The 25,378-nt window shown below is 28.8% G+C and carries 15 protein-coding genes; 1 reads left to right on the forward strand and 14 read right to left on the reverse strand.

Features of this window, described 5'->3' with window-relative positions:
- Window positions 1-47: 47 nt before the first annotated feature.
- Window positions 48-680, reverse strand: coding sequence for a hypothetical protein (locus CNEONATNEC86_RS18815; RefSeq protein WP_159136618.1), 633 nt, complete (start codon window positions 678-680; stop codon window positions 48-50).
- A 252-nt stretch (window positions 681-932) separates the two neighbouring features.
- Between CNEONATNEC86_RS18815 and CNEONATNEC86_RS18820 the strand changes: the two genes are divergently transcribed.
- On the forward strand, window positions 933-2,591 hold the full coding sequence (locus CNEONATNEC86_RS18820) for a DNRLRE domain-containing protein (protein WP_159136619.1): 1,659 nt from the start codon (window positions 933-935) through the stop codon (window positions 2,589-2,591).
- Window positions 2,592-2,649: 58 nt separating this feature from the next.
- Here the strand turns inward: CNEONATNEC86_RS18820 and CNEONATNEC86_RS18825 are convergent, their stop codons facing one another.
- The 13 genes from CNEONATNEC86_RS18825 to CNEONATNEC86_RS21875 all read right to left on the reverse strand — a co-directional run bounded on the left by CNEONATNEC86_RS18825 (window position 2,650) and on the right by CNEONATNEC86_RS21875 (window position 25,305).
- Entirely contained in the window at window positions 2,650-4,245 is a 1,596-nt protein-coding gene (locus tag CNEONATNEC86_RS18825; RefSeq protein ID WP_125147648.1) for a peptide chain release factor 3, read from the reverse strand.
- A 717-nt stretch (window positions 4,246-4,962) separates the two neighbouring features.
- On the reverse strand, window positions 4,963-8,388 hold the full coding sequence (locus CNEONATNEC86_RS18830; RefSeq protein ID WP_159136620.1) for an InlB B-repeat-containing protein: 3,426 nt from the start codon (window positions 8,386-8,388) through the stop codon (window positions 4,963-4,965).
- 238 nt (window positions 8,389-8,626) lie between these two features.
- Window positions 8,627-9,823 (reverse strand): DHHW family protein, encoded by a 1,197-nt coding sequence (locus CNEONATNEC86_RS18835; RefSeq protein WP_058296679.1) that lies wholly within the window; start codon window positions 9,821-9,823, stop codon window positions 8,627-8,629.
- A 17-nt stretch (window positions 9,824-9,840) separates the two neighbouring features.
- Complete coding sequence (locus tag CNEONATNEC86_RS18840) at window positions 9,841-11,163, reverse strand: MBOAT family O-acyltransferase (protein ID WP_321023733.1); 1,323 nt, start codon at window positions 11,161-11,163, stop codon at window positions 9,841-9,843.
- 108 nt (window positions 11,164-11,271) lie between these two features.
- Entirely contained in the window at window positions 11,272-11,748 is a 477-nt protein-coding gene (locus CNEONATNEC86_RS18845) for a DUF4358 domain-containing protein (RefSeq protein WP_058296681.1), read from the reverse strand.
- Between the two features lie 5 nt (window positions 11,749-11,753).
- The gene (locus tag CNEONATNEC86_RS18850; RefSeq protein WP_125147651.1) at window positions 11,754-12,539 is read right to left on the reverse strand and encodes a GDSL-type esterase/lipase family protein; all 786 of its coding nucleotides are present in this window, start codon (window positions 12,537-12,539) and stop codon (window positions 11,754-11,756) included.
- A gap of 711 nt (window positions 12,540-13,250) precedes the next feature.
- Window positions 13,251-14,303 carry a 3D domain-containing protein gene (locus tag CNEONATNEC86_RS18855; protein WP_125147652.1) on the reverse strand — a complete coding sequence of 351 codons (1,053 nt, stop codon included), beginning with the start codon at window positions 14,301-14,303 and terminating at the stop codon, window positions 13,251-13,253.
- 166 nt (window positions 14,304-14,469) lie between these two features.
- A complete protein-coding gene (locus CNEONATNEC86_RS18860; protein ID WP_058296684.1) occupies window positions 14,470-14,886 on the reverse strand; it encodes a 3D domain-containing protein in 417 nt (138 codons plus the stop codon).
- Window positions 14,887-15,108: 222 nt separating this feature from the next.
- Window positions 15,109-17,367 carry an N-acetylmuramoyl-L-alanine amidase family protein gene (locus CNEONATNEC86_RS18865; protein WP_159136622.1) on the reverse strand — a complete coding sequence of 753 codons (2,259 nt, stop codon included), beginning with the start codon at window positions 17,365-17,367 and terminating at the stop codon, window positions 15,109-15,111.
- A 198-nt stretch (window positions 17,368-17,565) separates the two neighbouring features.
- Window positions 17,566-19,011 carry a cadherin-like beta sandwich domain-containing protein gene (locus tag CNEONATNEC86_RS18870; protein ID WP_159136623.1) on the reverse strand — a complete coding sequence of 482 codons (1,446 nt, stop codon included), beginning with the start codon at window positions 19,009-19,011 and terminating at the stop codon, window positions 17,566-17,568.
- 327 nt (window positions 19,012-19,338) lie between these two features.
- A complete protein-coding gene (locus CNEONATNEC86_RS18875) occupies window positions 19,339-21,144 on the reverse strand; it encodes a PspC-like choline-binding domain-containing protein (protein WP_159136624.1) in 1,806 nt (601 codons plus the stop codon).
- Between the two features lie 420 nt (window positions 21,145-21,564).
- Window positions 21,565-23,253, reverse strand: coding sequence for an N-acetylmuramoyl-L-alanine amidase family protein (locus CNEONATNEC86_RS18880; RefSeq protein ID WP_058296688.1), 1,689 nt, complete (start codon window positions 23,251-23,253; stop codon window positions 21,565-21,567).
- Between the two features lie 333 nt (window positions 23,254-23,586).
- Window positions 23,587-25,305, reverse strand: coding sequence for an N-acetylmuramoyl-L-alanine amidase family protein (locus CNEONATNEC86_RS21875; RefSeq protein WP_159136625.1), 1,719 nt, complete (start codon window positions 25,303-25,305; stop codon window positions 23,587-23,589).
- Window positions 25,306-25,378 lie beyond the last annotated feature (73 nt).

The following is a 25,378-nucleotide window of genomic DNA, read 5'->3' on the forward strand; positions in this document are numbered from 1 at the left end:
TGTATAATATGGTTTTCTTTATAAAAGTGTTACTTATTTTTTACATATTATTTATTACATTCTTTACAGCAATTACATGGATTATAGCTAAATACAGCTGCAAAATTAACGCAACTATCTGTGCACTTATCTATTACTGTAAAGTGTAAAATATCAACATCCCTAGGATTTAATTTGCATTTAGTATATACAACTACTCCGTTTCCAACTATTTTATATCGTCCAAGCCTTCCAACCATTTCTGAACAATGACGATCTCCTTTGTGATTAATCCAAACTTCTCCACATGATTTCAATACTTTAAATGTAAAATATTGAACTCTTCTAGGACATAAATAAATAGCTCTATTCTTATTATCTAATTCAACTCGTAAATTACATTTTATTGAAATATGTGGTTTTTCTTTATTTCTGCAATGACTTGTACACGTCATATCATAGTCATCTGATGTGATATGACATTCTCTAGATGATGTAGTATCACACTCATCTGATGATGTTACATCACATTTTTCAGATGACGTCATATCACATTTCTCAAATGATGTTACATCACATCCTTCAGATGATGTCATATCAGATTTCCAAGATGATGTAGTGTCACATTCATCAAGCATCATATCACATTCTTCACATATATCTTTAATTCTTTCTTTATATCTTTTATCATTTACTTTCATATCATATCCTCCCCAGTTTATCTTCTTGTATATTATTCTTTTTAATCACAAAGTATTATTTAATTACTTTCCTATAACTTGTAAATAAATTTAGACAGAAATCATACTTTATAATATTCTGATATATTAAATTTCGTGTTAAAAAATTCACTTAAAAATGCTATTGTATAATAATTTACTTTGATGCATGAACCTAATACTATCAATATCATATTATGGCTATATAGAACTATGTTTAAGGAGATAACGGATTTGGCATATTCAGTTCGGGTTAATTGTGAGAATTCAACTTATGTTAGCAAATCTCATTCAAATACCAACTATTCAAATGATAAAAGCTTAATTGTTAGCTTACTGAAAGGACAAGATTCCAAAGTAAATGCAAGTATTTCTTTATTAGCTTTTCCTGCTCTTAATTTAGAATTCAATAATATTAATCATGCTTATCTATATTTGTTTTTGGAAGATATTAAAACTGTTACAAATAAATCTACTAAATTGAATATTATTAGTGATTTTGACTATATAGATATAGAAAAGGTTAATTGGAATAACTATTCTGGAGACAGTCTATCTAATAAACTCTCCATAGAAATTTCTGTTTCTCAAATAAATTCATACATTAAATTTGATGTTACAGACCTTATAAACAATTTATCTAAATTTGATATAAACTATAATTTATTAATTTCTCCTATAACACCATCAACAAGTACTTTTGTTAAGTTTAGCTCATGTAATTCAAATAATCCTCCATATCTAGTTTTAGAAAAATTTGAAGATGATTACTCAAAATTAAGTACTGAGAATACTTATGATAATGCCACAACATCAAATAATAAAAATACTTATACTAAAGATACAACATTAGATTATGAGAATTCTTATGACGATGCTAAAGCTTTAAGTGATGAACATACTTACAATGAAAAAAGTAATAATTATGAAATAACAAATGATATAATTGATAACATTAATTTAGATAGTGAAGATAATATAGATACATCAAATTATGTAAACTTTAAAGATAATGAATATAGCACAGATAGTCATCTTAATATTGATTTTGATTACGACTCCAACGATAATAATTCTAATGATCTTCATCCTAATAACAATAACTTTAATGAGATAATAGAAAAAATAGATAATATCTATAATATACTAACCAATAATATTACTAATATAGATGAGAAATTATCTAGATTTGATACTAAATTTATAAATTATAATAACATTCTTAATGAATTATCAGATATGGTAGATAATCTAAATAATAAAACAGAAATAATTAATAATAGCCTTTCTTCTTCTAAATACATTATTCAAGATTTATCTAGCATTATTAAAAGTGTTAATAACAAAATTGATCTTTTAGATAATAACTTTTCATCATCTAATGATATACTACAAGATTTAACTAATATAATTAAAAATCTTAATAATACAGCTAATATATTAGACAATAGCTTTTCATCATCTAGTAATCTTATTAATGACTTGTCTAATATCATAAAAAATATGAACAATAAAACTGATACTCCCAAAAAAGATGTAAGAAGCTCTGATGATAAACTTAGCAAATTATTTGATATGGTTAACCACAATTCCCCTATCTTAGATTTTGGAAATATTATATCTATGATGGATACAATAAAAGATACATTTGGCACTTCAAAATCAAAGGCTGTTATAGACACAAATAATACAATTGATGACTTTTCTGATATTGCTAAGCATATTTCTGATAAGATTAATCAAATTAATGATAAAACAGATTCATCTGATAAAAAAGTTGAAGATTCATTTCAAGAATTAAGTAATAGTATTCTGAATGCTATAAATAAGAATATATCTTTATTAAGTAAAGATATTAATGACTCTAAAAATGAAGTTTCTGATAATGAATAAAAATTAAAAGGCCTCTTGGATACTTTTATGAATATCCAAGAGGTTCCTTGTAAATTGCTTATGCTTCACTCTTACCAACATCAGAAAGAATTAATCCATCATTATGGTCAAGAGCCCAGCTTATACCCCAGTCATTTTGGAATATAAGAAGATTTCTATCTTTAATATCTTTAACTTTTCTTGTATCTGAAGTTAAATTCAATGAATCCATATCAACATCTTTGTTTTCAATCCATCTTACATATCTATAAGAGTTTCTTTCCATCTTAACATCAACATTGTATTCATTTTTCAATCTGTATTCTAACACTTCAAATTGAAGAACACCAACAACACCAACAATAATTTCTTCCATACCAATATGGATTTCTTTAAATACTTGTATTGCACCTTCTTGTGCTATTTGTGTAACACCTTTAATGAACTGTTTTCTCTTCATAGTATCAACTGGTCTTACTTTAGCAAAGTGTTCTGGAGAGAATGTTGGAATTCCTTCAAATTGGAACTTCTTTGATGGGCTACATAAAGTATCTCCAATTGAGAATATACCTGGATCAAATACACCAATTATATCTCCTGCATATGCTTCTTCAACAATTTCTCTGTTTTCAGCCATAAATTGTTGTGGTTGAGCAAGTTTTATTTTCTTACCGCCTTGAACATGATAAACATCTTCACCTTTATTAAACTCACCTGAACAAATTCTCATGAATGCGATTCTATCTCTATGAGCCTTATTCATGTTTGCTTGTATCTTAAATACAAATGCTGAAAAATTCTTATCAAATGGATCAATAAGTCCTTCTGATGAATTTCTTGGAAGTGGTGATGTTGTCATTTCTAAGAAATGTTCAAGGAATGGCTCAACACCAAAGTTTGTTAAAGCTGATCCAAAGAATACTGGAGTTAATTCTCCCTTTCTTACAGCTTCAATATCAAGTTCATCACCTGCTATATCTAAAAGTTCAATATCTTCCATTAACTTATCATGAAGTGCTTCACCTAAAATTTCTCTGAATTTAGGATCATCTGGTGTTCCTTCAATGGCCTCAACTTCATTTTGACCATGGTTTCCACCATTAAATGCTATGATTCTGTTGTTATCTCTTTCATATACACCTTTAAATTCCTTACCTGAACCAATTGGCCAGTTCATTGGATATGTTTTTATTCCAAGTTCATTTTCTATATCATCAAGTAAACCAAATGGATCCTTAGCTTCTCTATCCATCTTGTTTATGAATGTAAAGATAGGCATTTCTCTAAGTGATGCAACGTGGAATAACTTTCTTGTTTGATCCTCTATACCTTTTGCTGCATCTACAACCATAACTGCAGAGTCTGCTGCCATAAGAGTTCTGTATGTATCTTCTGAGAAGTCTTGGTGACCCGGAGTATCTAATATGTTTATGCAGTGTCCACCATAATTAAACTGCATAACAGATGAAGTAACAGAAATCCCTCTTTGCTTTTCAATTTCCATCCAGTCAGATACTGCATGCTTAGAAGCCTTTCTCGCCTTAACTGAACCTGCAAGCCTTATAGCTCCTCCATATAATAAAAACTTTTCTGTAAGTGTAGTCTTACCAGCATCCGGGTGGGATATAATCGCAAAGGTTCTTCTTTTTTCAATTTCTTGTTTATAATCAGCCACGTTTTTTCCTCCTAAAATCTTATATAGTATATATTAATCATCTATTTAATATCTTAAACATTTTATTAAAAATATCACAAATCTCTTAAACACTTTATTAAAAATATCACATTGGCATAAATTCCCCTATCTAAAATATTTCAAATACATAAAAACTGTAATAACCTAGTACTATTAATCTTTGCTTCTCACATAAAATATGTGCTAAAAATACTATTTAACTGAAATATTATATCATAATAAATTTTCAATGTACATTATTTGCAAAAGCAACAATGCTACTAAAATAAAGTCTTTCCACATCTTAAATCATTTCACATCTAAGAAAAGTATGCTAGTTCAAATATTTTAGATTAAAGCAGAATAAAGTAGTTCTATTATATTTTTAAAACACTTCACCATGTAAAAATAAACAATAGTAATACACAAATCGAAATAGTTGTAAATCGATACTATTTAGTTATCCCTCTGTAATCTAGCGCGAACAATCTTATTTGTAATTTTTTAGGATTATTATGCATTTATTTCTTGAAATATCATTAAATATAAATCATTCTATAAGATGCACCCATTGAAAAATTCTTTAATACCATACATAAGTTTAGTAACATACATAACAAAATAAAAAACTGCCTTAAAACTAAATTAAATACTTTTATTATATCTAATATAGCCTTAAGGCAAAGCTTACTTAATTATTTTTTGTTTTTAAATATATTAAATTCTGCTTACAGTAACTGTATAAACATACTCACCTGATGATATCTTACCTGTTACATTAACTTTAAATGTATATGTTTTTGATAATGCAGCGCTATCTTTCACTTCAAATGTAGTATTATAAATAAGATCCGTAAATATAATTGTTCCTTTCTTTTTACCTGACTCTTCTGTTATTACAAGAGATCCTACTTTATTATCTATATTTTGATTTGTTGCTGATATAGTATATGCCGTATTAGTAGCTTCAAGAGTAGTCTTCATTACTAATTCGGCTCCACTACCTGTTGTTACATTAACATTAAATTTTGGTGCACTACTTCCTGCTGTAATTGTACAATTATCTGCATCTATACTATAACCAGTTGTTGGGAATTTCACTGTAAGAATATACCCATTATCTGTTCTAATAGCAGTAGATCCACTTGCCTTAATTCCACCATCTAATGCATCCAATACCTTTTGTACTTCTTCATATTGAGTCTGTGCCTTTTCTAATGCAGTTATATATGCTTGTATTTTAGCACTATCTATTATATCCGTATAGTTAGTTCTTATAGTATTTAAGGTCTTACGTACTTCTACAAGATCATTATTTGTTAATGATGATGAAATTTTAGCCGAATCTATATTCGTAGTAATTACTCCTTCACTAACTACTGGACTCATGTAAAGAGAGTTTATACTCTTATCAACAAATTTTAGTGTATATTTTGATAATTTATCTTTGCAAGTACTTCCTTCTGCAGCCAATTCATTATATCCATTTCCAATTAGTCCACCATTTTCATCTCTAAGTTTTAAATCATCTGAAACAATATTTCCATCAGTAATTTCTTTCTGTAATTTGTTCAATGCTTCATTAATTGAATTATATTTGTCTCTAATTGATTCAAGCTTAGTTAAGGATACTGTTTCACCTGTATCTAATCCATTATTAATAATATAATCATTAAAGCTGTCAATATCTTCTTCTAATTTCTGTTTAGTTTTAATAATAGTTACTGCTTGAACTACTTGTGATTTTATTAATGATTTATCAGTTTCAAGAATATTTACTAATTCTGAAATATTATCATCGGATAATGATGCTGGAACACTCTTGAAATCTTTAAATTTTGTTTTATTTGATAACAATGAAACATATTTATTTGAAATTGGAACATAACTCTTAGTAACATTATCTATTCCGATAACTTTATAATCATCAGCTTCGAAATTAACAGCAGCACCAGTAGTTGACTGTTCTATATTACTAATCATACTATTTAATTTCTTGCCTTGTGTAATTACTGTATCAACAGCTTTTATTCTATTCTCAAGATTTGTTCTATCTATTAAGCCTGGTGTTAATGATTTAACTTTTTCTAATGCTATTGTTCTTAATTGATCAATAGTATATGAGTCACCTTCTCCAGAAATCGTAACTTTAGCTGAGCCATCATTTTCAAGCAATATATTAAATGCTATTGTATTAGTAGGATCAAGCTTAGATACCTTTTCTAATGCAGATACATAGCTTCTAGCTTCTTTAAGATTTGCTGCTGCTGAAGTATTTGTTCCTAACTGTTCAACCCTAAACAACAATGTTTCATATTCACTTCTATAAGGATCATTTGCATTAATCTTATCTTCAATTTTCTTAATTAAAGCTGCATTATTTGTAGAATTAGCTTTTTCTGCTGCTTCAACTTCTTTTGTTATATCTTCTAATTCCTTAGCCTTATCAATCAATCCGCCTAATGATGTATTTTCTGCATTACCTACAATTGTTCCAACACTAGAAACACCAAGTTTAATGTTAGTTGCATCAGTTACTAATTTACCAATTGATCCATTACCTTCAATTACGGAATTAACTGCGCTTGAAGCTACATTAACTGTATTTACTGTTCCATTTAGCCTAATCTTTGAAATTAGCTCAGTAAGATTTAATGTATCAATTGTTGCACCACTATTTATTGTTACAACTTCATCAGTCTTAACATTTACCTTATTATATCCTGTACCTGAAAGAGTTACTCCTCTTTCTATATTAACTATTTGTGCAGTACTTCCATTTCTAAGTGTAACTGTAGAATTTGTTCCTGGCCTTAATACTTCAATGTAATTAACATGACAGTTATCTAATATAATATTGTCTCCACCATTTATTACAATCTTATTAGCCTTAATATTTTGTAATGTAATTTCTTTATTATTTGTTGCTATTCTTATTGTACTATACGTGTTACCCTTCATTAATTCTGTACTTGTACTATTATTTATAATAGCTTCATCACCAACTATTACTGGTAATTCACCATTATTTGTTCCTGATCCAGAACCTGAGCCACTTCCTGAACCTGATCCGTTTCCTGAGCCGCCTTCTCCAGATCCGCTTCCTGATTTTTGTCCACTTATTGTTATTCTAATACTATCAGTTATTCCTGATCCATCCTTAGCAGTTGCCTTAACAATAACCACGCCATTTTCTTCAGCAGTTAATAATCCATTATCGCTTATTGTAGCCTTTCCAGTTTCACTTTCTACTGACCAATCGACCTTCTTATTATCAGCATTTACCGGTAATACATCAACGCTAAACTTCAATGTTCCCTTATCAGTAGTTATTTCCTTCTTCTTGCCTTCTGGTGCAATAGTTATATCTTGAACTTTTACTATTCCTAAATCTTCTGCATTATCATCAGTAACCTCAATTTCTTCCCATACAGCATATAATTTAATATCTTTTTCTACTTTTATTTCATCATCATAGTCATAGTCTTCTCCATCGCCGTTTTTCTTAGTATTCCATTCTACAAATTCATAGCCTTTCTTAGTTGGCTTATAAAGAGTTATGGTATCCCCATCTTTAGCATTTTTAATCTTAAGATCTTCGCCATCATCATCTTTAAATATAACTTGGAATTTCTCTTTTGGTGCTAAAGGATCATATGCTGTTACTGGATTTGTTGAGCTTGAATCATCTTCTGATGAGTCTATCACTTGTGAAGGGTGTGCGATATTATCATTTGTTCCATACCAATCAAATGATTTTGTTGGCACCGGTAAATCATCTCCATAAAATACTCCATCTGATCCTGCTGTATATACTTTCCCATTTATTACTACAGTTCCTGTTTGCATGACACCCGAATCAGCTAAAAGATAAATATTTCCACCTATTTGAACTACTCCTGTCTGCATTACACCATTTTTATCTGCATAATACCATCCTGTTCTATCATATATCCATCCTTTTTGTAATTGTCCGCCTACATAATAGTACCAGTTTTCTCCTTGCTTAGACCATTGTCCATTAGTTTGTCCCACTCCTGCATAATTTACACCTGCAGCTAGTACTGTTGTTGGGCATATAGAAAAAATGCTACTTGTTATTACACTTGTAGCTATTAACTTCTTTAGAAAATTGTGCTTCATTAAGATAACCTCCTAATTCCTAATGTTTATTTTACTATCTAATCTTTTAATTTATTATCGGAAATTTTGTTAAATTCTATATATGTAATGGAAAAAATCAACTTGAAAAAATATAAAATGAATCTTATTAGATTTGTAATACAAATCTAATAAGATTCATTTTATCATATCAACATCTAGTCATTTCTTAATTATAATCTCCTTTATATAATTAAGATTAATCATTCTATATATTTTATTACTCTGAAATATTTAAAATTGAATTATCCTCATCAAATGTATTAACATTAAATAGGAACAACACATCAGTAATACCATCATTCTCTATAAGATAATCTAAATTATCTACATAATATCTTAAGTCTACTACATCTATCTCTCCATAATGAGTTGTTAAAAAAGGAATAAAACTATTTGCATATGAGTCTTTTATAACAAGTAATTTCTTTTTATAATCTCCATCGGTTCTAATATTTATAAGAGGGTGATTTCCATCTGTAAATACTTCATATTTTTCTTTTCCATCTAGCTTTGAATTATTATATAAACTTGCTACTTTTTTTTCTTCATTTACATAATTGACAACTATATTATTTTCATATTTTGGAGCATAAATTTTAATTGTATCTGGCTTTCCTATTCCAGTCCCCATTTTATAATATAAACTTCCATAAAAATCATTAGTAACATCTTCTACATCAAATTTATCTTCAGTTAAATATTTAATTCCTAACTGCTTACACATATGAACATATGCTATATATGCACCTTTAGTGGTCCAATGATGATCTGTCTTATAATAGAGGTCTTCATTTTTATGTTCCTTAAAATCATCAACTACATCAATAAAATTAATATTAGCTGTTAGATTTTTTTTCACATTATTAATATATTCTATTTGACTATCTACTGGTGCATACTTTGGCAATTTATCTTTCAATATCTCAGAGGCTGTAGGTACCAGCATAAAGGATACATTTAAACCATTATTTTTATTTGCAAAATTATTAATGTTATTTATTTTCTCAGTTAATATACTATTATCATTCTTTTTAAAATCTTCAATTAAATAATTGTCCTCTCCTAGGTATACATTATTTATCTTATTTTCACCAACCATAATTTCAGTTTTTGCTTTAAGCTTTATCCAAAAGTCTCTGCCTGGAAATTGATCAGATATATAATTTTCAAATTTACTAGAAAAATCTCCTTCAAAAAAACTACTCATTGAAAACTTTGGCATTTGTTGTAATGTTCTATTTTCCAGTACTGATATTTGTTTATTTTTATGTATAATGTTCATAATTGATATTTGGCTAATTAAAAATAAAAATGTCAAACTCAATGTAATACAATATTTACTCTTCTTTCTTTTCCTTTTTATTACCTTTTTTCTCTTTTTCCTTACAGTTCTTCTTTCATTTGTATATTCCACTTATTAGCCCTCCTTTATTAAAACTTAAAATACAAGAAAGGATTATAACTTGCACCTACTAAATAAGCAGTTGCAATAATTACAATTAATATATAAAAAATAATAGTAATTATTTTTCCAATTCTATTTCTTTTAAAAAGCTTAATAAATACCCCAATTATTGGTGTAGAGCAAATAAAAGCTAATATTAAAAATGTTTTATTAGTACCCAATAAGTATAGTGATAAACTATCATACCACCCTGTCGTATTTGCACCAAACATGGCTCTGATATATGTAAATGCATCTTTTACATTAGTAAATTCAAAAAATACCCAGCCTATTATTACTAAAAACATTGTATAGATATTTCTTATTAATCCCGGAAGTTTTTTTAATATTTTAAGAAAGCCACTCTTTTCTATAAATAAAATTATTCCAAAGTATAACCCCCATATTATATAATTCCAACTAGCACCATGCCAAAGTCCTGTTATTAGCCAAACTATAAATATATTCCTGATTTGTTTTGCCTTGCCAGTCCTATTTCCTCCTAAAGGAATATATATATAATCCTTGAACCAAGTGCCTAAAGATATGTGCCATCTCCTCCAAAAATCAGTAATGCTTTTAGATATATATGGATAATTAAAATTTTCATAAAAATCAAATCCAAACATTTTTCCAAGACCTATAGCCATATCAGAATAACCACTAAAATCAAAATATATCTGAAAGGTGAAAGAAATTATTCCAATCCATGCTGTCAAAATTGAAATTTCAGAAATAGAATTACCTATAACTTGATCCCAAATTAAACCTATGTTATTAGCAATAATAACTTTTTTTCCAAGACCACTTATAAATTTTTCAACCCCATCAGAAAATTTTTGTATTGATTCTTTTCTATTAGTCAATTGATTCTCAATAGTTGAATATTGAACTATTGGTCCTGATAACAGTTGAGGAAACATTGAAACATAGGTCGCAAAATTTATAAAATTCTTTTGAACTTTTACCTTTCTTGTATATACATCAACAACATATGAAATAAGTTTAAATGTATAAAATGAAATTCCTAATGGTAATGGCAATGTCCTAATTTTCAAATTTAATCCAAAAATCAAATTAATATTATCTACCAAAAATCCGTAATATTTGAAAAATATAAGTGTACTTAAAATAATGACAATTGTCGTTACTAATATACATCTCGATTTCTCTTTATCTTCTTTATATTTATCAATAAAAATTGTTCCTATATATCCTATTAAAATTGAAGCCAACATTAGATTAATATATATAGGTTCTCCCCAACTATAAAACAGTAAACTCACTAACAATATTACAAAGTTTCTCATTTTCCTAGGAGAAAAATAATATATAATTAATGTGAATGGGAAAAATACATACATAAATAATAAATTACTAAATACCAAATATAATCACTCCAAAAACACACTTTTACTTTACTTAAATACATAATCTAATGATTGTTTAATTTTTTCATTATCTTTAGAAATCAATAGTATTATATACCCATCTTTTTTTTCTAAAATATGATTTGATAGTATTTCATACTGCTCTTTATTATAATTTCTAAAACTATCCGATTGTGTATTTATTCTATTTGTTATAGCCTTTTCAATTTTTTCTGTATCTGAATCATTTTTAGGTTTTATAATAAGTATTTCATTAGCTTCCATATTACTTTTAGGTCCGTAATAAATAAATTGATCTAAATCATACTTATTTACACCATAAAGTTTCCTTAATTTTGTTCCATCATCTTCATCCATAACACTTACATCAGTTGAATTAATTATTGCATTTCTGATCTCAGATATATTTATATCTTTAACTTCCAAAACTTTATATAAACCCACAAATACAACAACAACCAGAACTGCTAATAAACGATAATATATCTTATATTTAAATTTCATAGTTATCAGCTTTTCTCCTCCTTATTTATTATGGTAGTTAAGTCTTTAAATAATAGCTCATAAAAATTTCTTTTAAAATGTATTCCATCTGTTTCAAAACAATCATTATTTGAAACAATGCCAGTCAAATCTATATAAGTTGAATCAGTTTCATCAGATACTTCTTTAGCAATCTCTCTAAATTGTGATAATCTTTCATTAGTAAATCCATCATTCTTTCTTTCAGCCTTTACTTGAATTGGTGTCGGAGACTCTATATATATTTTTGCATTTGGAACTACTTTCTTCAACTTGTCTATTAATTTTAAATAATTACTTCTAAAATCCTCTTTGTTTTGGAAATATATAACATCATTCATTCCAAATAATAAAATAATTCTTTCTGGATTAGCATATTTAAGCCTCTCAATATCATTGTCTACATCAATAACTGTCTTCCCTTTTTCAGCGTAGACATTATTTTCAGGTAACATTTCAACTACTTTCAGATATTCTGTTATTGAATCTCCAATGAAAACAGTATTTTTAAAAAACTTCTTATAATCAATTTCACCATTATCATTGATATATTCTTGAGATTTCCTAAGTTTATCTGCTTCATTCAATTTATTTTCTACTTCAGTGACATCAATCTGCTCACATTTTATAAGATAATTCCTATTAACATGTCCATCATCAGTCATTGCATGTACAACACCAATATCATTAGTAAATATATTTACCTTATTAAATATACTAGCAGATATATAACTTATAATTAAAAATATCAGTAACTGCCTTCTTTTTATCATGATAATTATATCCCTCCTATTAGTTTTTCCAATACTAATATTTAATCCCTCTATCGTCAATAAATATATCAAAATTTTTATTTATATATTTTTCAATTAATTTTCTACATTGTTATATTCTCATATTTACTTAAACAGCGAATATCTTAAATAATTTCATTCTTGCAACACATATATCATGATAAGTTGAATTTAATCATATTATACAATAATTTAGTTGAGATTATCGACAACTAGATTAAATACGCTATTAAAAAACAATCTTTGCGTATTTTACCATCATTTCTTAGTTCATATTATTTCTTAATTTTATTTTATGAAAAAATTAATCAGTTGAGCTAGGTGCTATACTAACCATCTCACCATTCAACTGCCATTTTATGTCTATTATTTTTTATTTTCATAAAATCACATCATTATTCTTTAATGTTCTGCTAATTTCCCACAAAAAAATAAGTTCCATTATATAGACGATATTCATTTTAAAAAAGTTTGTATTAAAATAAAAAAATAAATATATTTTACAGACTATATGTCTCTGCTACTTTCAAAAGTTATCCACAGATTTGACTTTATTATAATTTGATAAAAAATAAAAAACGCCCCTCCTTACGATAGACATCTTTATTATTTCATGTCTCTATCATAAGGAAGAGGCTATTACCACTAATCCTACAATCCTTTTTCCTGTTTTTTCAATCAGTATTTCTTTTACCATTCCCCAGGACCAGCAATTATTGTTACATTTACTTGCTTCAATCCCCAATCACACGACTCTTTATAAGAGTTAAAATAAAGATCTACTTTATTTCCCTTAATTGCTGTCCCAGTATCTGCTGCAACAGCATAACCATAGCCCTCAACATATACTTTACTTCCCATAGGAATAACTGATGGATCTACAGCTATTGTGCTCAATCCACCTTCTACACGCGCAGGCTTTCTTCCAGACGATGTTCCCCATCCTCCACTATATGCAGTAGCAGAACATGAAATTACTCTTCCAGAACTAATTCCTCCTCTGCTAACAGAAAAATTAGTGGTTCCTTTTATAATAACTTCATTTTTTGGATTCACCAATACCTTTGCGCTTTTTTCAGTTCTTGAATATTCTTGTCCATCTTTATATATTACCTCGTATGTCACTTGCTTTTCACCATTTATTCCAGCAGATTTGACTACTTTATAATTGACATCCAAATCGGAATTTTCTTCAATTACCGTGTCATATGCAATGGGCTCATTTTCAGTGACAATACTTTTTTTTACTTTCACTATTTGAACAATTTGATTTTTTTCCAATTTAGAGTCTAAGGCTGGAGTTATTTCATCCATATCTTTGTCAAATTCAATTCCATTAGCATTTAAATCTTTCTTATTATATTCTAACATTTCAAGTACTGATCCTTCCAAAGCGTCAATATTGAATGTTTTACCATTTCCTTTAATTGTAATCGGAATTGATCTTTTTATCTCTATATTTTCATTATTTGATAGTTGTGAATCTAACGATGGTTGCACTTTATCTTTCTTTGACAATTCTATGTTATTTGATTGAAGAACATCTTTGACGGTATTTTTATATGTTACAACGACTTTTTGTTTACCATCTACACTAATTGTTATTCTCTTTCGCATACATCCAATTGTAATTATAGTTGCAACTATAATTGAAAAAGTAATCACAATTATAATCGTTTTATACTTTACCATTTTACTGTTGTGGAAAATCTGTTTAGCAATGTCTTTTAATCTGCTTACCAAAATTTATCCTCCCTTATAAATAGTTTTAGTACATATTATATTTATGATTTAAAATTCTGTCAAATTACTAAAACTTTATGCACAATAATAAATTTAAAATTTTAAAATATCTAGATATCTATACAAGATATTTATTTTGAATAAGTTTAAAACCAACATGAAGTATTTATAAATTAGTAGAGTCACCTAAAATTATAACCTTTACATCCTTTTTCCCCCAGTTGCAGGCTTCACTATAACTATTAAAAAACAAATCAAGTTTATAACCTTTAATAGCAACACCAGTATCTGCTGCAACAGCATATCCATAATCCTCAATATATAAATATGTTCCATACGGAATCATTCTAGGATCTACAGCCACTGTGCTAATGCCATTTTCATTCCTAACTGATTTTATTCCACTAGCTGTCATAGTTCCTGCTGCATAAGCTGTAGCTGAACAAACTATTTCTTTATTCGCTGTAGCAGCTTCTGCCTTGTAACTTGAAAAATTCATAATTAAGATTCCAAATATGCTTAAAGCACCTATAGAAACTCCTAGCTTTTTCATCACTCTTTTCCATTTGTAACTTTTTGACATTAAATCTCTCCTTTTCAATTTGCAAACCATCCATGATATTATAGCATAAAAATTATATTATTGGAAATTTATATAACTTTTTATAATTCGACTTAACTTTTTAATAAAAAATCGCCAAAATATCATTTGATACTTGGGAATATAAGATAAAATGGTTCAAATGCTTATGCATTTGAACCATTTTGTAAACAATCTGAATGAACATACATTATGTCCATTCTACTATACATTATTTAAATTTATCCATCTACCATCTAAGAATATCATTCCTGTTTTCATAGCACCTTTAGCATCAAAATAATATCTCTTACCATTTATAGTCTGCCATCCTCTAACCATTTTTCCTGTAGAATCTAAATAATACCATGTAGTTCCTGTAAATATCCATCCATTTCTCATAGTACCATCATCATTTAAATAATACTTGTTCTTATCATAAGTTATCCAACCCTTTTGCATAACTCCTTTTTCATTTAAGAAATACCATTTTCCTCCAAATAATGTCCATCCTGTTTGCATTTCTCCAAGATCATTAAATAAATACCAATTTCCATTTAGAGTTATCCATGAATTTCTAGCCATAGATCCATCACCATATAGATAATACCAGTATCCTTTTTCATATAGCCAGCCTGTTTGCATGATTCCATATTCATTTAAGAAATACCACTTATCACCTATTTTTAGCCATCCTTTTTCCATATGACCATTTATATCTAGATGATACCATTTGTTGTCATATTTAACCCATTGATTTTTTACTTGTTGACCATATCCATTATAGAATGTCCATTCCCCAGCAACTAAAATCCAATCATTCTTACCTTCAATATCGCCTCTAATTACACTTATCTTATAAGTAGTTGTTGTCTTATTATCTTCTGCAACAACTTTAACTGTTACTAAGTTTGCTCCAATATCTAGTTTTATAGCATCAGACTCTTGTCCACTTACATATTCCTTACCATTAATAGTAATCTTAGCTTTATCATTTTGGCATGTAAACTTAACTCTTACCTTATCTACGCCTCTGTCTACAGTTGCACTATATGCATATGTTTCCGGATCAAATTTAGGTGAGAGCTTCCCTTCTGTAAGAGATAATGAACTTAAATTTACATTATCCTTACCATACCTTCTACTTACGTTTAATATATATGTAGAAGAATTATCTTTGTCATCAGTTACTTTTATTGTTATTTTATTTGCTCCTTCATCTAAATTAATGTACTTTGAAGGAACCCCACTTGATACTTTTTTATCATTAACTTTAATTGTTGCATTTGCATCTTCAGCAGTTGGAGTAACATAAATTGAAGTAACGCTATTTTCAACAGTTACACTATACTCCAAAAGTTCTTTATTAAAACCTGGATTTAAAGATCCACTGCTTAAAGTTAATGCACTTAAATATGAACTTCTATTTTTTGGCGTTCTTGTTACCGCAACAGTATAAGTTGAAACTTCACCTTCTTTAGTAGTTACCATTATGTCTATTTTATTCATTCCTTCATCTAAAGAAATATCTTGACTTTTCTTTCCGCTTTTAACTACTATGCCATCTACTTTTATTGTTGAAGAGTTGTCCACTGAAACTGGAGTAAATGCTATCTTTTCTACTGTTGTTGGAACTGTAATATCATAATCATATACATCCTTATTAAATGATGGCGATAGTGTTCCTGTTGACGGAGTTAATGATTGTAAGAACGCTTCACCTCTTTTAGTAACTACTAAATTATAGATTGTTTGTATAGATCCCTTTGTTATAGTAATTTTAATTTGATTATCTCCACCAGTTACATTAACAGTATTACTAGATGAACCATTATAAGTAATTCCTTGGCTTACAATGTATCCATCATTATCATAAACTTCAATCTTTACTTTTGAGGTATCTTTTCCAACTGATGTTTGATAATACCCACCTTCATTAATTGAATCATATTCTACTTTAGTATAATCAGTAATGTTATCTGCATCACTTACTATAATCTTGCTAAATTTCACAGTATTATCTACTTGATAATACATATTTACAACATATTTTTTAGAATCGACAACAGTTCCTGAACTATCTTTCTTTTCAAGCTCTATAGTTAGTGTAAATCCGTTTGCCTTATCAGTTCCCGCATTATATTGATATGATATATTTTCACCACTACCAGTAGTTTTTTGTACCATACTTGAATCTGAACTTATTACATTTTTTATTGACCATGCACCATTATCATAGGTTTTATCCGGCTTAATTGTAAAAGTTTCTGTTCCCATATTAATGTATTGAACCATATGCTTTCCATTGACATAATCTACAGTTAATTCCTTACTATCTGCCATTAATACAACTTCTGGCATAAGTGTTGAGTCTCCATCATCCGCATAAGATGCACTCATATTCCCAAATTGGAAAGTTGAAAATATTAATGCGAACATTAATAAGTATGATATAACCTTCCTTACGTTTGCTTTACCTTTCATTACACTATGTCCTCCCCTTGCTTATATCATAAGTAATCTCGCCTTTAGACAAGCTTTACTTATATAATATCATTTTTTATATGTATTTTCACTATATAGTACAAATTTTGCTTTTCTTCTTAGTACTTTTTCGTAAAAGACCCAAAAGAACTTTATGTTTTCTTTTGGGTCTTTTTATTTTTTATTATTTAATAATTTTTAATCAACATCTACTGAACCATCTTTATTAAATCTACATATATAACCATCTATAATTTTAGTATCTGTATTCATTGTTCCATCACTATTAAGATAATATAATTTATCATCTTTAGATAACCAGCCAGTTCTCATTGTTCCTGAATAGTTTATATAATACCAATTACCTTGATTAAATATCCACTCACCATTTTTCATAGCCCCGTTTTTATTATCCATATAGTACCATTCATTATTATATCTTAACCAGCCAGTCTGCATAGCTCCATCATTATTTAAATAATAATATTCATCATCATATATGATCCATCCAGTTTTCATGCTTCCATCTTTATTTAAAAAGTACCAAGTGCCTCTATCCTGCATCCATCCTGTTTTCATTTCGCCTTTATTACCTAGGAAATACCACTTATTCTTATCTTTAATCCATCCTTTTCGCATTACGCCATTTTCATCTAAGTAATACCATTTACCATTGTCAATAACCCAACCTGTCTGCATAGCTCCATGGTTATCTAGATAGTATGTATTACCATCATCATACTCTAGCCAGCCTGTATGCATATATCCTCTTGAATTTAAATAAAACCATTTGTAGTACTGATTATCATAAAACCATGTGTCTCTTAAATAATCCCCTTTATAATCATTATATCTCCATCGTCCATTTACAAGTATCCATTGATTAGGCTTTAGTATAGCATTAATTGAGCCTGTAACATCTGGTGATATAGGTATTCCCAAATAAAAATTTAAGACATACTTACTTTCTTTTTTTGTGTCATCATCAATTAATGTAACATTTATTACATACTTATTTATACCATCAAATTTTAATCTTATGGTATTTTTTTCACCTAATAAAGTATTGTTTACTTTCACTGAATAATTTCCTTCTTTAGGAACACAATTTAATCTAATTATTTCCTCATCTTCATCAAGCTCTATATTATAAAATCTTTTATTAGGCTTGAATCCAATATTTCTATCATCTATATTTATATCATCCAAAGTTATATAATCTGATCCACCTCTATATACATACAACACATATCTATAAGTTGTCCCATCATATGAATCCTTAACATCGATATTAAGTATATTTTTCCCATATTCTAAATTTGCAAATATTCTATACTTATCCTCTTTAAGAACTTCTACTCCATTAAGATATACTTTATCACTTCGATATTTAGGCTCTAATTTTAATAATATATCTTCATCGAATGCCGAAACATCTAAAGAATAGGTAAATACATCTGGACTAAAATTAATGGAATAATCACCAGCTATATAAATATCTTTTAATAAATAATCAACTTCATCCGTTTCATCTGCGTACACTGTAGAAATAAATAACCCACTTTCATCAAAATATTGGATACTACTAATGGTCAGACCAAGTGTAAAGAATAATATAAATATTTTCAATATTTTTCTCCTCATTTACTTCCCCCTTTACACATTTACAAGTTATATTTTCTCTCATTATATTTATGTTAACACTTTAAAATTTTAGTGTAAACTTTAATTATCTTAAATTTATGTGAAATTTTTAACTTGAATTAATCTAAAATTTATAGAAATGAGCGCTCAATATAAATAATGGACGTAGAATCAAAGATTAGTGGATAAAAACCGAAATTCAATATATGATAGGCTCGATTATAGGAAAATTTCAGCAAAAAATATAGCCCTATCAGGAATTTATCCCAATAAGGCTATATATATTATATCATTCTGTCATTACTCTAATGTCATCTATGTTATAGATTATCTGATCCAAGCTCCGTTAGATCCTAATCTGTAACCATCTATTGTAGTGTTTTTAGCCATTGCTCCGTTTGATTGTAAGTAGTACCAAGTTCCGTTATCATTTAACCAACCAGTCTTCATAGCTCCATTTGATTGTAAGTAGTACCAAGTACCATTATCATTTAACCAACCAGTCTTCATAGCTCCGTTTGATTGTAAGTAGTACCAAGTTCCGTTGTCATTTAACCAGCCAGTTTTCATAGCTCCGTTTGATTGTAGGTAGTACCAAGTTCCGTTGTCATTTAACCAACCAGTTTTCATAGCTCCGTTTGATTGTAAGTAGTACCAAGTTCCATTATCTTTGTACCAACCAGTAGCCATGATTCCATCAGCTTTGATGTAGTACCAAACTCCACCTAAGTTTAACCATTGTCCTTTAACTTGGCTTCCATCGTTATTGAAGTAGCTCCAAGTTCCATCAGCATTTTGTACCCAACCTGCTTTTACAGTTTCGTCTGCACCATCTTCATCTGTAGCTGATTTTCCTGAAATGATTGAGTAAACTTCATCATCTTCATTCCAAACAACCATGTTGTCAGCATCGTAAACATTTAATTTTTCCATAGCTCCGTCTACTTTGTATGCTTTTACGAATTCTTCATCATTGTTGAATTTGTAAACAAATCCACTCTTTAATACCCAAAGGTTTCCATTAGCATCTACATCATAAGCAGAGATATCTTCTAATTCATCTGCATCATTAGTTTCAACAATATAGTTTCCTCTTGTTGTTTTGAAATCAATTGTTTGAGCTGTTACAGTTTCACCTGCTACATCATAAACTACAACTTTGTTTCCGAATGCACTAACACCTTCAGCATCTTCAAATAATTTTACTTGATCTGATTCTAATGCATATGTAGTTACAGTTTTTGCATATTTAGCTCCATCTACATCTCCTGAAGCTTGTGCTTTAGATATTTTTTGAATAACTGTTATAGTGTTATCAGAATTTACTTCAACACCATTTACTGTGTTAAATACAACATCACTAGTTGAAGTTAATTGGATAGTTGCAATTCTGTAGATATAGCTAGCATCTTGAGCTACTACTTCTGCAGATTTAACTTCTGCACCTACTTTTGCATCACTCTTCTTAAGTTTTTCTGTATCTTCAGTGTTTGTTAATGTAACACTTTCAGCTGTTGTATCAGCTCCTACTTCTAACTTAAGTTTTCCTAAGTTATAATCAGCATCTATGTAGTTTCCTTTTACATCTGTGTAAACTCTAGATATAGCATCTTCTTTATCTGCTAAGTTATATGAAGTTTCATACCAAGTTTCTGCGAACTTGTTTCCTTTTAATTCTGAAATTGAGTCAGCATCTAATTTAGCGTGATCAGAATATCTGTCATCAGCATTGTTTCTTATAGCTTTTCTTAAAGCTAAAGCAACATCATCTTTTGCATCTGATTCTAAATCTTCGTCTGTTACTTTTCCAGTTGATAAATCTAAGAAGTAATCTCCATTATCAACGTTTAAGTATCTGTCTCCATATACTTTAACGTCAGCACCTGTATCAACATCATCAATTTCAGTGTACTTACCGTTGCTTAATACATAAGCCCCATCAGTTTCACCATCTTTTAAGTTACCATCTATGTAGAAGTTACCATCTTTGTAAGCAACTGCTTCATAAATTATTCCGTCTTTTGATTCTACTCTCTTGTAATCAGCAGCCATAACACCTGTTGCTGGTACTAATGAACTTACAGCAGCAGCAGCTACTAAAAGAGAAGTTACTTTGTTTAATCTTTTTATCATATTCTTTTCCCCCTGTGTAATTATCTTTTGTAAAATTAGAACATAATAGTTTTTACATAAATTACTTATTATGTTTTTTATTAACTTTTCGACCACATTTTTGATTCTAACACACGAGTCGAATTTTGTAAATAGTTTTTTTACTTTAAATTTGTTTTTGTATCAAAACTACTAATATCAATTTATCAGTAGTTTCTTAATATTTGCTTAATGAACTAATTTTTTATAATTAATTTTCTTAAGCTTGAATACATCATATAATACAAAAGCTTTTCTATAACTTGGTACCTTTTTTAAAAAAATTATTATTTTTTTAAATTAAATTAAATTTATTTTATATCAAATTCATATAGCAAAAAAATCCTCATTAAAATACGACAAAAAAGACGAGGTATTTACCTCGTCTAATTTTAAATATTACTATTTGATCCAAGCTCCGTTAGCACCTAAAACATAACCACCAACAGTTGTGTTAGAAAGCATAGCTCCTGAAGCATTTAAGTAGTACCAAGTACCGTTGTCATTTAACCAACCAGTCTTCATAGCACCATTAGCTTGTAAGTAGTACCAAGTTCCTCTATCGTTTAACCAACCAGTTTTCATTGCACCAGTTGAAGTTAAGTAGTACCAAGTACCATTATCGTTGATCCATCCGTTTGACATCATAACACCGTTAGCATCCATGTAGTACCATAATCCTGAAGCTGGGCTTTGTAACCAACCAGTTACTTTGTTTCCTTCAGCATTTAAGTAGTTCCAAGTTCCATCAGCATTTTGAACCCAACCTGTTGAAGTAGTAGTTTCTTCTTCTTTATCTTCTTCATCTGTAGCAGATTTTCCAGTGATTATTGAGTAAACTTCATCATCTTCATTCCAAAGAACCATGTTGTTTGAATCATAAACACTTAATTCTTCCATAGATCCGTCTACTTTATATAGCTTATCCCAGTCATCAGTGTTATCGAATTTGTAAACATATCCGCCATCTAATCTATAAACATTTCCGTTTACATCTGTATCGTAAGCTACTGCGTCTTCTGTTGATTGCTTTTCAGCATCTACATAGTAGAAACCATTCTTAGATTTTAATGTAGCAGCTTGAGCTGTTACTGTACCATCTTCATTATCAATGCTAACTATTATTTTTCCGCCAACAACGCTGAAGTTTGCTTTTTCTTCTTGTGCTAATTTTACTAATTTTTCTGCATCTTCAGATACTTTTCCATCTTCGTCAGCTATAACATAGTTTGTTACAGTCTTAGCATATTTAGCATCATCAATATCATCTGAAGCTTGAGCTTTAGATATCTTTTGGATAACTGTAACTTTAGCTGCTTCACCTGTAGTTATAGCATTTCCATCTTTTCCATATACTTTTGCTATGTTAGCACCTGTAAAGTTGATTGTAGCTAATCTGTAGATGTTGCTGCTATCTTGTCCTAAATATTCTACATCTGATAATGAAGCTTTAACTTTTACTGAACCACTTAATTTTTCTTCATCTTCAGTATTTTTTATAGTAACAGAGTCACCAGTTGTATCAGTAACTTTGATTTTTCCTAAGTTATAGTCAGCATCAATGTAATTACCTTTAGCATCTGTGTAAACATCATATCCATAGAAATCAGTTGAATACCATGTTTCAGCAAACTTAGTTCCTTTGATTTCTGTTAATGTTGGTAAACCAGTTTTGCTATCATATCTATCAACATCTTTTGCTTTCTTTCTTAAAGCAACTTCAGCATCATCTTGAGCATCTTCAGCAACATCATCATCAGTTACTTTTCCAGTTGTTAAATCAACATAATAATCTGCATCATCAACTGATACATATTTATCTCCATATACTTCAAATTCAGCACCTGAATCAATATCTTCTAATTCAGTATATTTTCCATTTGATAAATAATATACTGCATCTGTATCTTCATCTACAATGCTTCCATCAATAATGAAACCATCTTTGTGAGCAACTGCGCTGTATATTACACCGTCTTCTGATTGTATTCTTTTATAATCAGCAGCCATAGCTCCTGTAGCAGGTACTAATGAAGCAACTGCAGCAGCCGCAACTACTAATGATGTAACTTTATTTAATCTTTTTATCATTCTTATATCCTCCTCAAGTCTACCTTTTAAGTTATTGCTAGTTCATTATAACAGGCTTGTCATTACTTGTCCAAACTTGTTATGCTATTTTTGTATTTTTTTGTCATTATTCGTAATGTTTTTTTATTCTATTATATTTATTTTTAAAATTCTTGGGTTTGTTAGTATTTTTCAACATATTTTTATTTTATTTTCATATAATCAAATTTTATTTTAAATATATTAAATTTTTAATATATTTATGAAATTTGAACAAAAAAAGTTATTTTAAAGAGGTCTTTTATCAATCTCTTTAAAATAACTTTAAATTACATAATTTTATATTTATTATTTTTATTTAATCCAAGCTCCTGTAGGACCTAATTTATATCCATTAACTGTAGTATTAGATAGCATAGCACCTGAAGCATTTAAATAATACCATGTACCACCATCATTGATCCATCCAATTGCCATAGCTCCTGATTCTTTTAGATAGTACCAAGCTCCATTAGAATATAACCAGCCTGTCTTCATATCACCATTTGCATTTAAATAGTACCATGTAGCTCCATCTTTATACCATCCAACGGCCTTAGTTCCATCTTCTTTATAGTAATACCATTTAGCATCTTGTCCAAATACCCAGCCTTTTAATGCTGTTGTGTTGTTATTATTATTATCAGCATTGGAATTATTATTGCTATCACTATTGTTATTGTCTTTATCTGTAGTAGATTCTTTAGAAGAAACTATAGAATAAACTTCATCATCTTCACTCCATGCAACTATATTGTTCTCATCATATACACTTAATGATACAAAATCTTCATTAACTTTATATACTTTTTTCCATTCATCTTTATTATCAAACTTATATATGTAGTCTTCTGAAATTCCCCAAAGGTTGCCATAACAGTCTTTATCAAAAGATGTTTCTCCATCATTAAGTTCTAAGTCTTCTCCATCTTCAACTTCTACATAATATGTAGATCCTCTAGACTTTAAATTAATAACTTGAACAGATACATTATCACCATCTATTTTATAATTAAGAATCTTATCTTTTCCTACTACAGAAAAACTATTTTCCTCTTCATTTAATAACTTTTCTGCATCTCCATCTTTATCTGCTAAAAAATAATTATTTACTGTCTTAGCATACTTTATTCCATCTATATCACCTGATGCTTGATCCTTTGAAATTGCTTGAATCACTTTAAAGTCAACCTTTTTTCCGCTATCCTCTATCTGGAATAATTCTGTATTACCTGCAACCTCTATTCCATTTACCTCTTCAATTTCTTTACCTGCTTCTGATGAATCTACACACATCATAGCAATTCTATAAATGTATGAAGAGTCTTGTCCTATTTCTTTAGTATCATATACATTTACTCGTACATCATCATCGTCATCACTTGTATTTGCTATTTTTGCCGTAGTTCCATCCTTTAATTTTACTTTTACACTTCCTAAATTATGATCAGCATCAACATACTTACCATTTGCATTAGTATAAACAGTAAAACTATTCGCATCACCATTGATTGAATTCTTAGCTTTTGATGTTTCATACTCTGTTTTATAATATACTTCTCCAAACTTTGATGTTGGTATTGTAGTTAAATTCTTATAATTCTTACTATCAGTACTTTGATATCTTCCATCATTATCATCCTTAACTTTTTTTCTTAATGCTTCAGATGCCTCATCTGTATTGTCTTCCTTAAGATCATCCTCAGTAAGTTTTCCTGATGATAAATCAAGATAATATTCACCCTCTTCAATGTTTATATATTTATCTCCATATAAAGATATATCACTTTCATTATCAACCTTTTTTAATTCAGTATACTTATCATTTTCTAAATAGTAAACAGCTTCATCTTTTTTCTTCGGCTCTCCATCTATATAAAACTTCCCCTCTTTATAAGCAACTGCATTATAAATAATTCCTTCTACATCGTCAATTTTTGTATAACTTGCAGCTAATGCGCTAACTGGCATTATTGAAACTACAGATGCTGCTAAAATTAAAAGTGATGTTGCTTTTTTGACTCTTCTAAACATTTTTTCCCTCCATATTTACATGATTATTTATATTATAAGATAATTATACCATATCTTTCATTATAGTATGAAC

It is taken from the genome of Clostridium neonatale (genome assembly GCF_900465025.1).
GTDB lineage: Bacteria > Bacillota > Clostridia > Clostridiales > Clostridiaceae > Clostridium > Clostridium neonatale.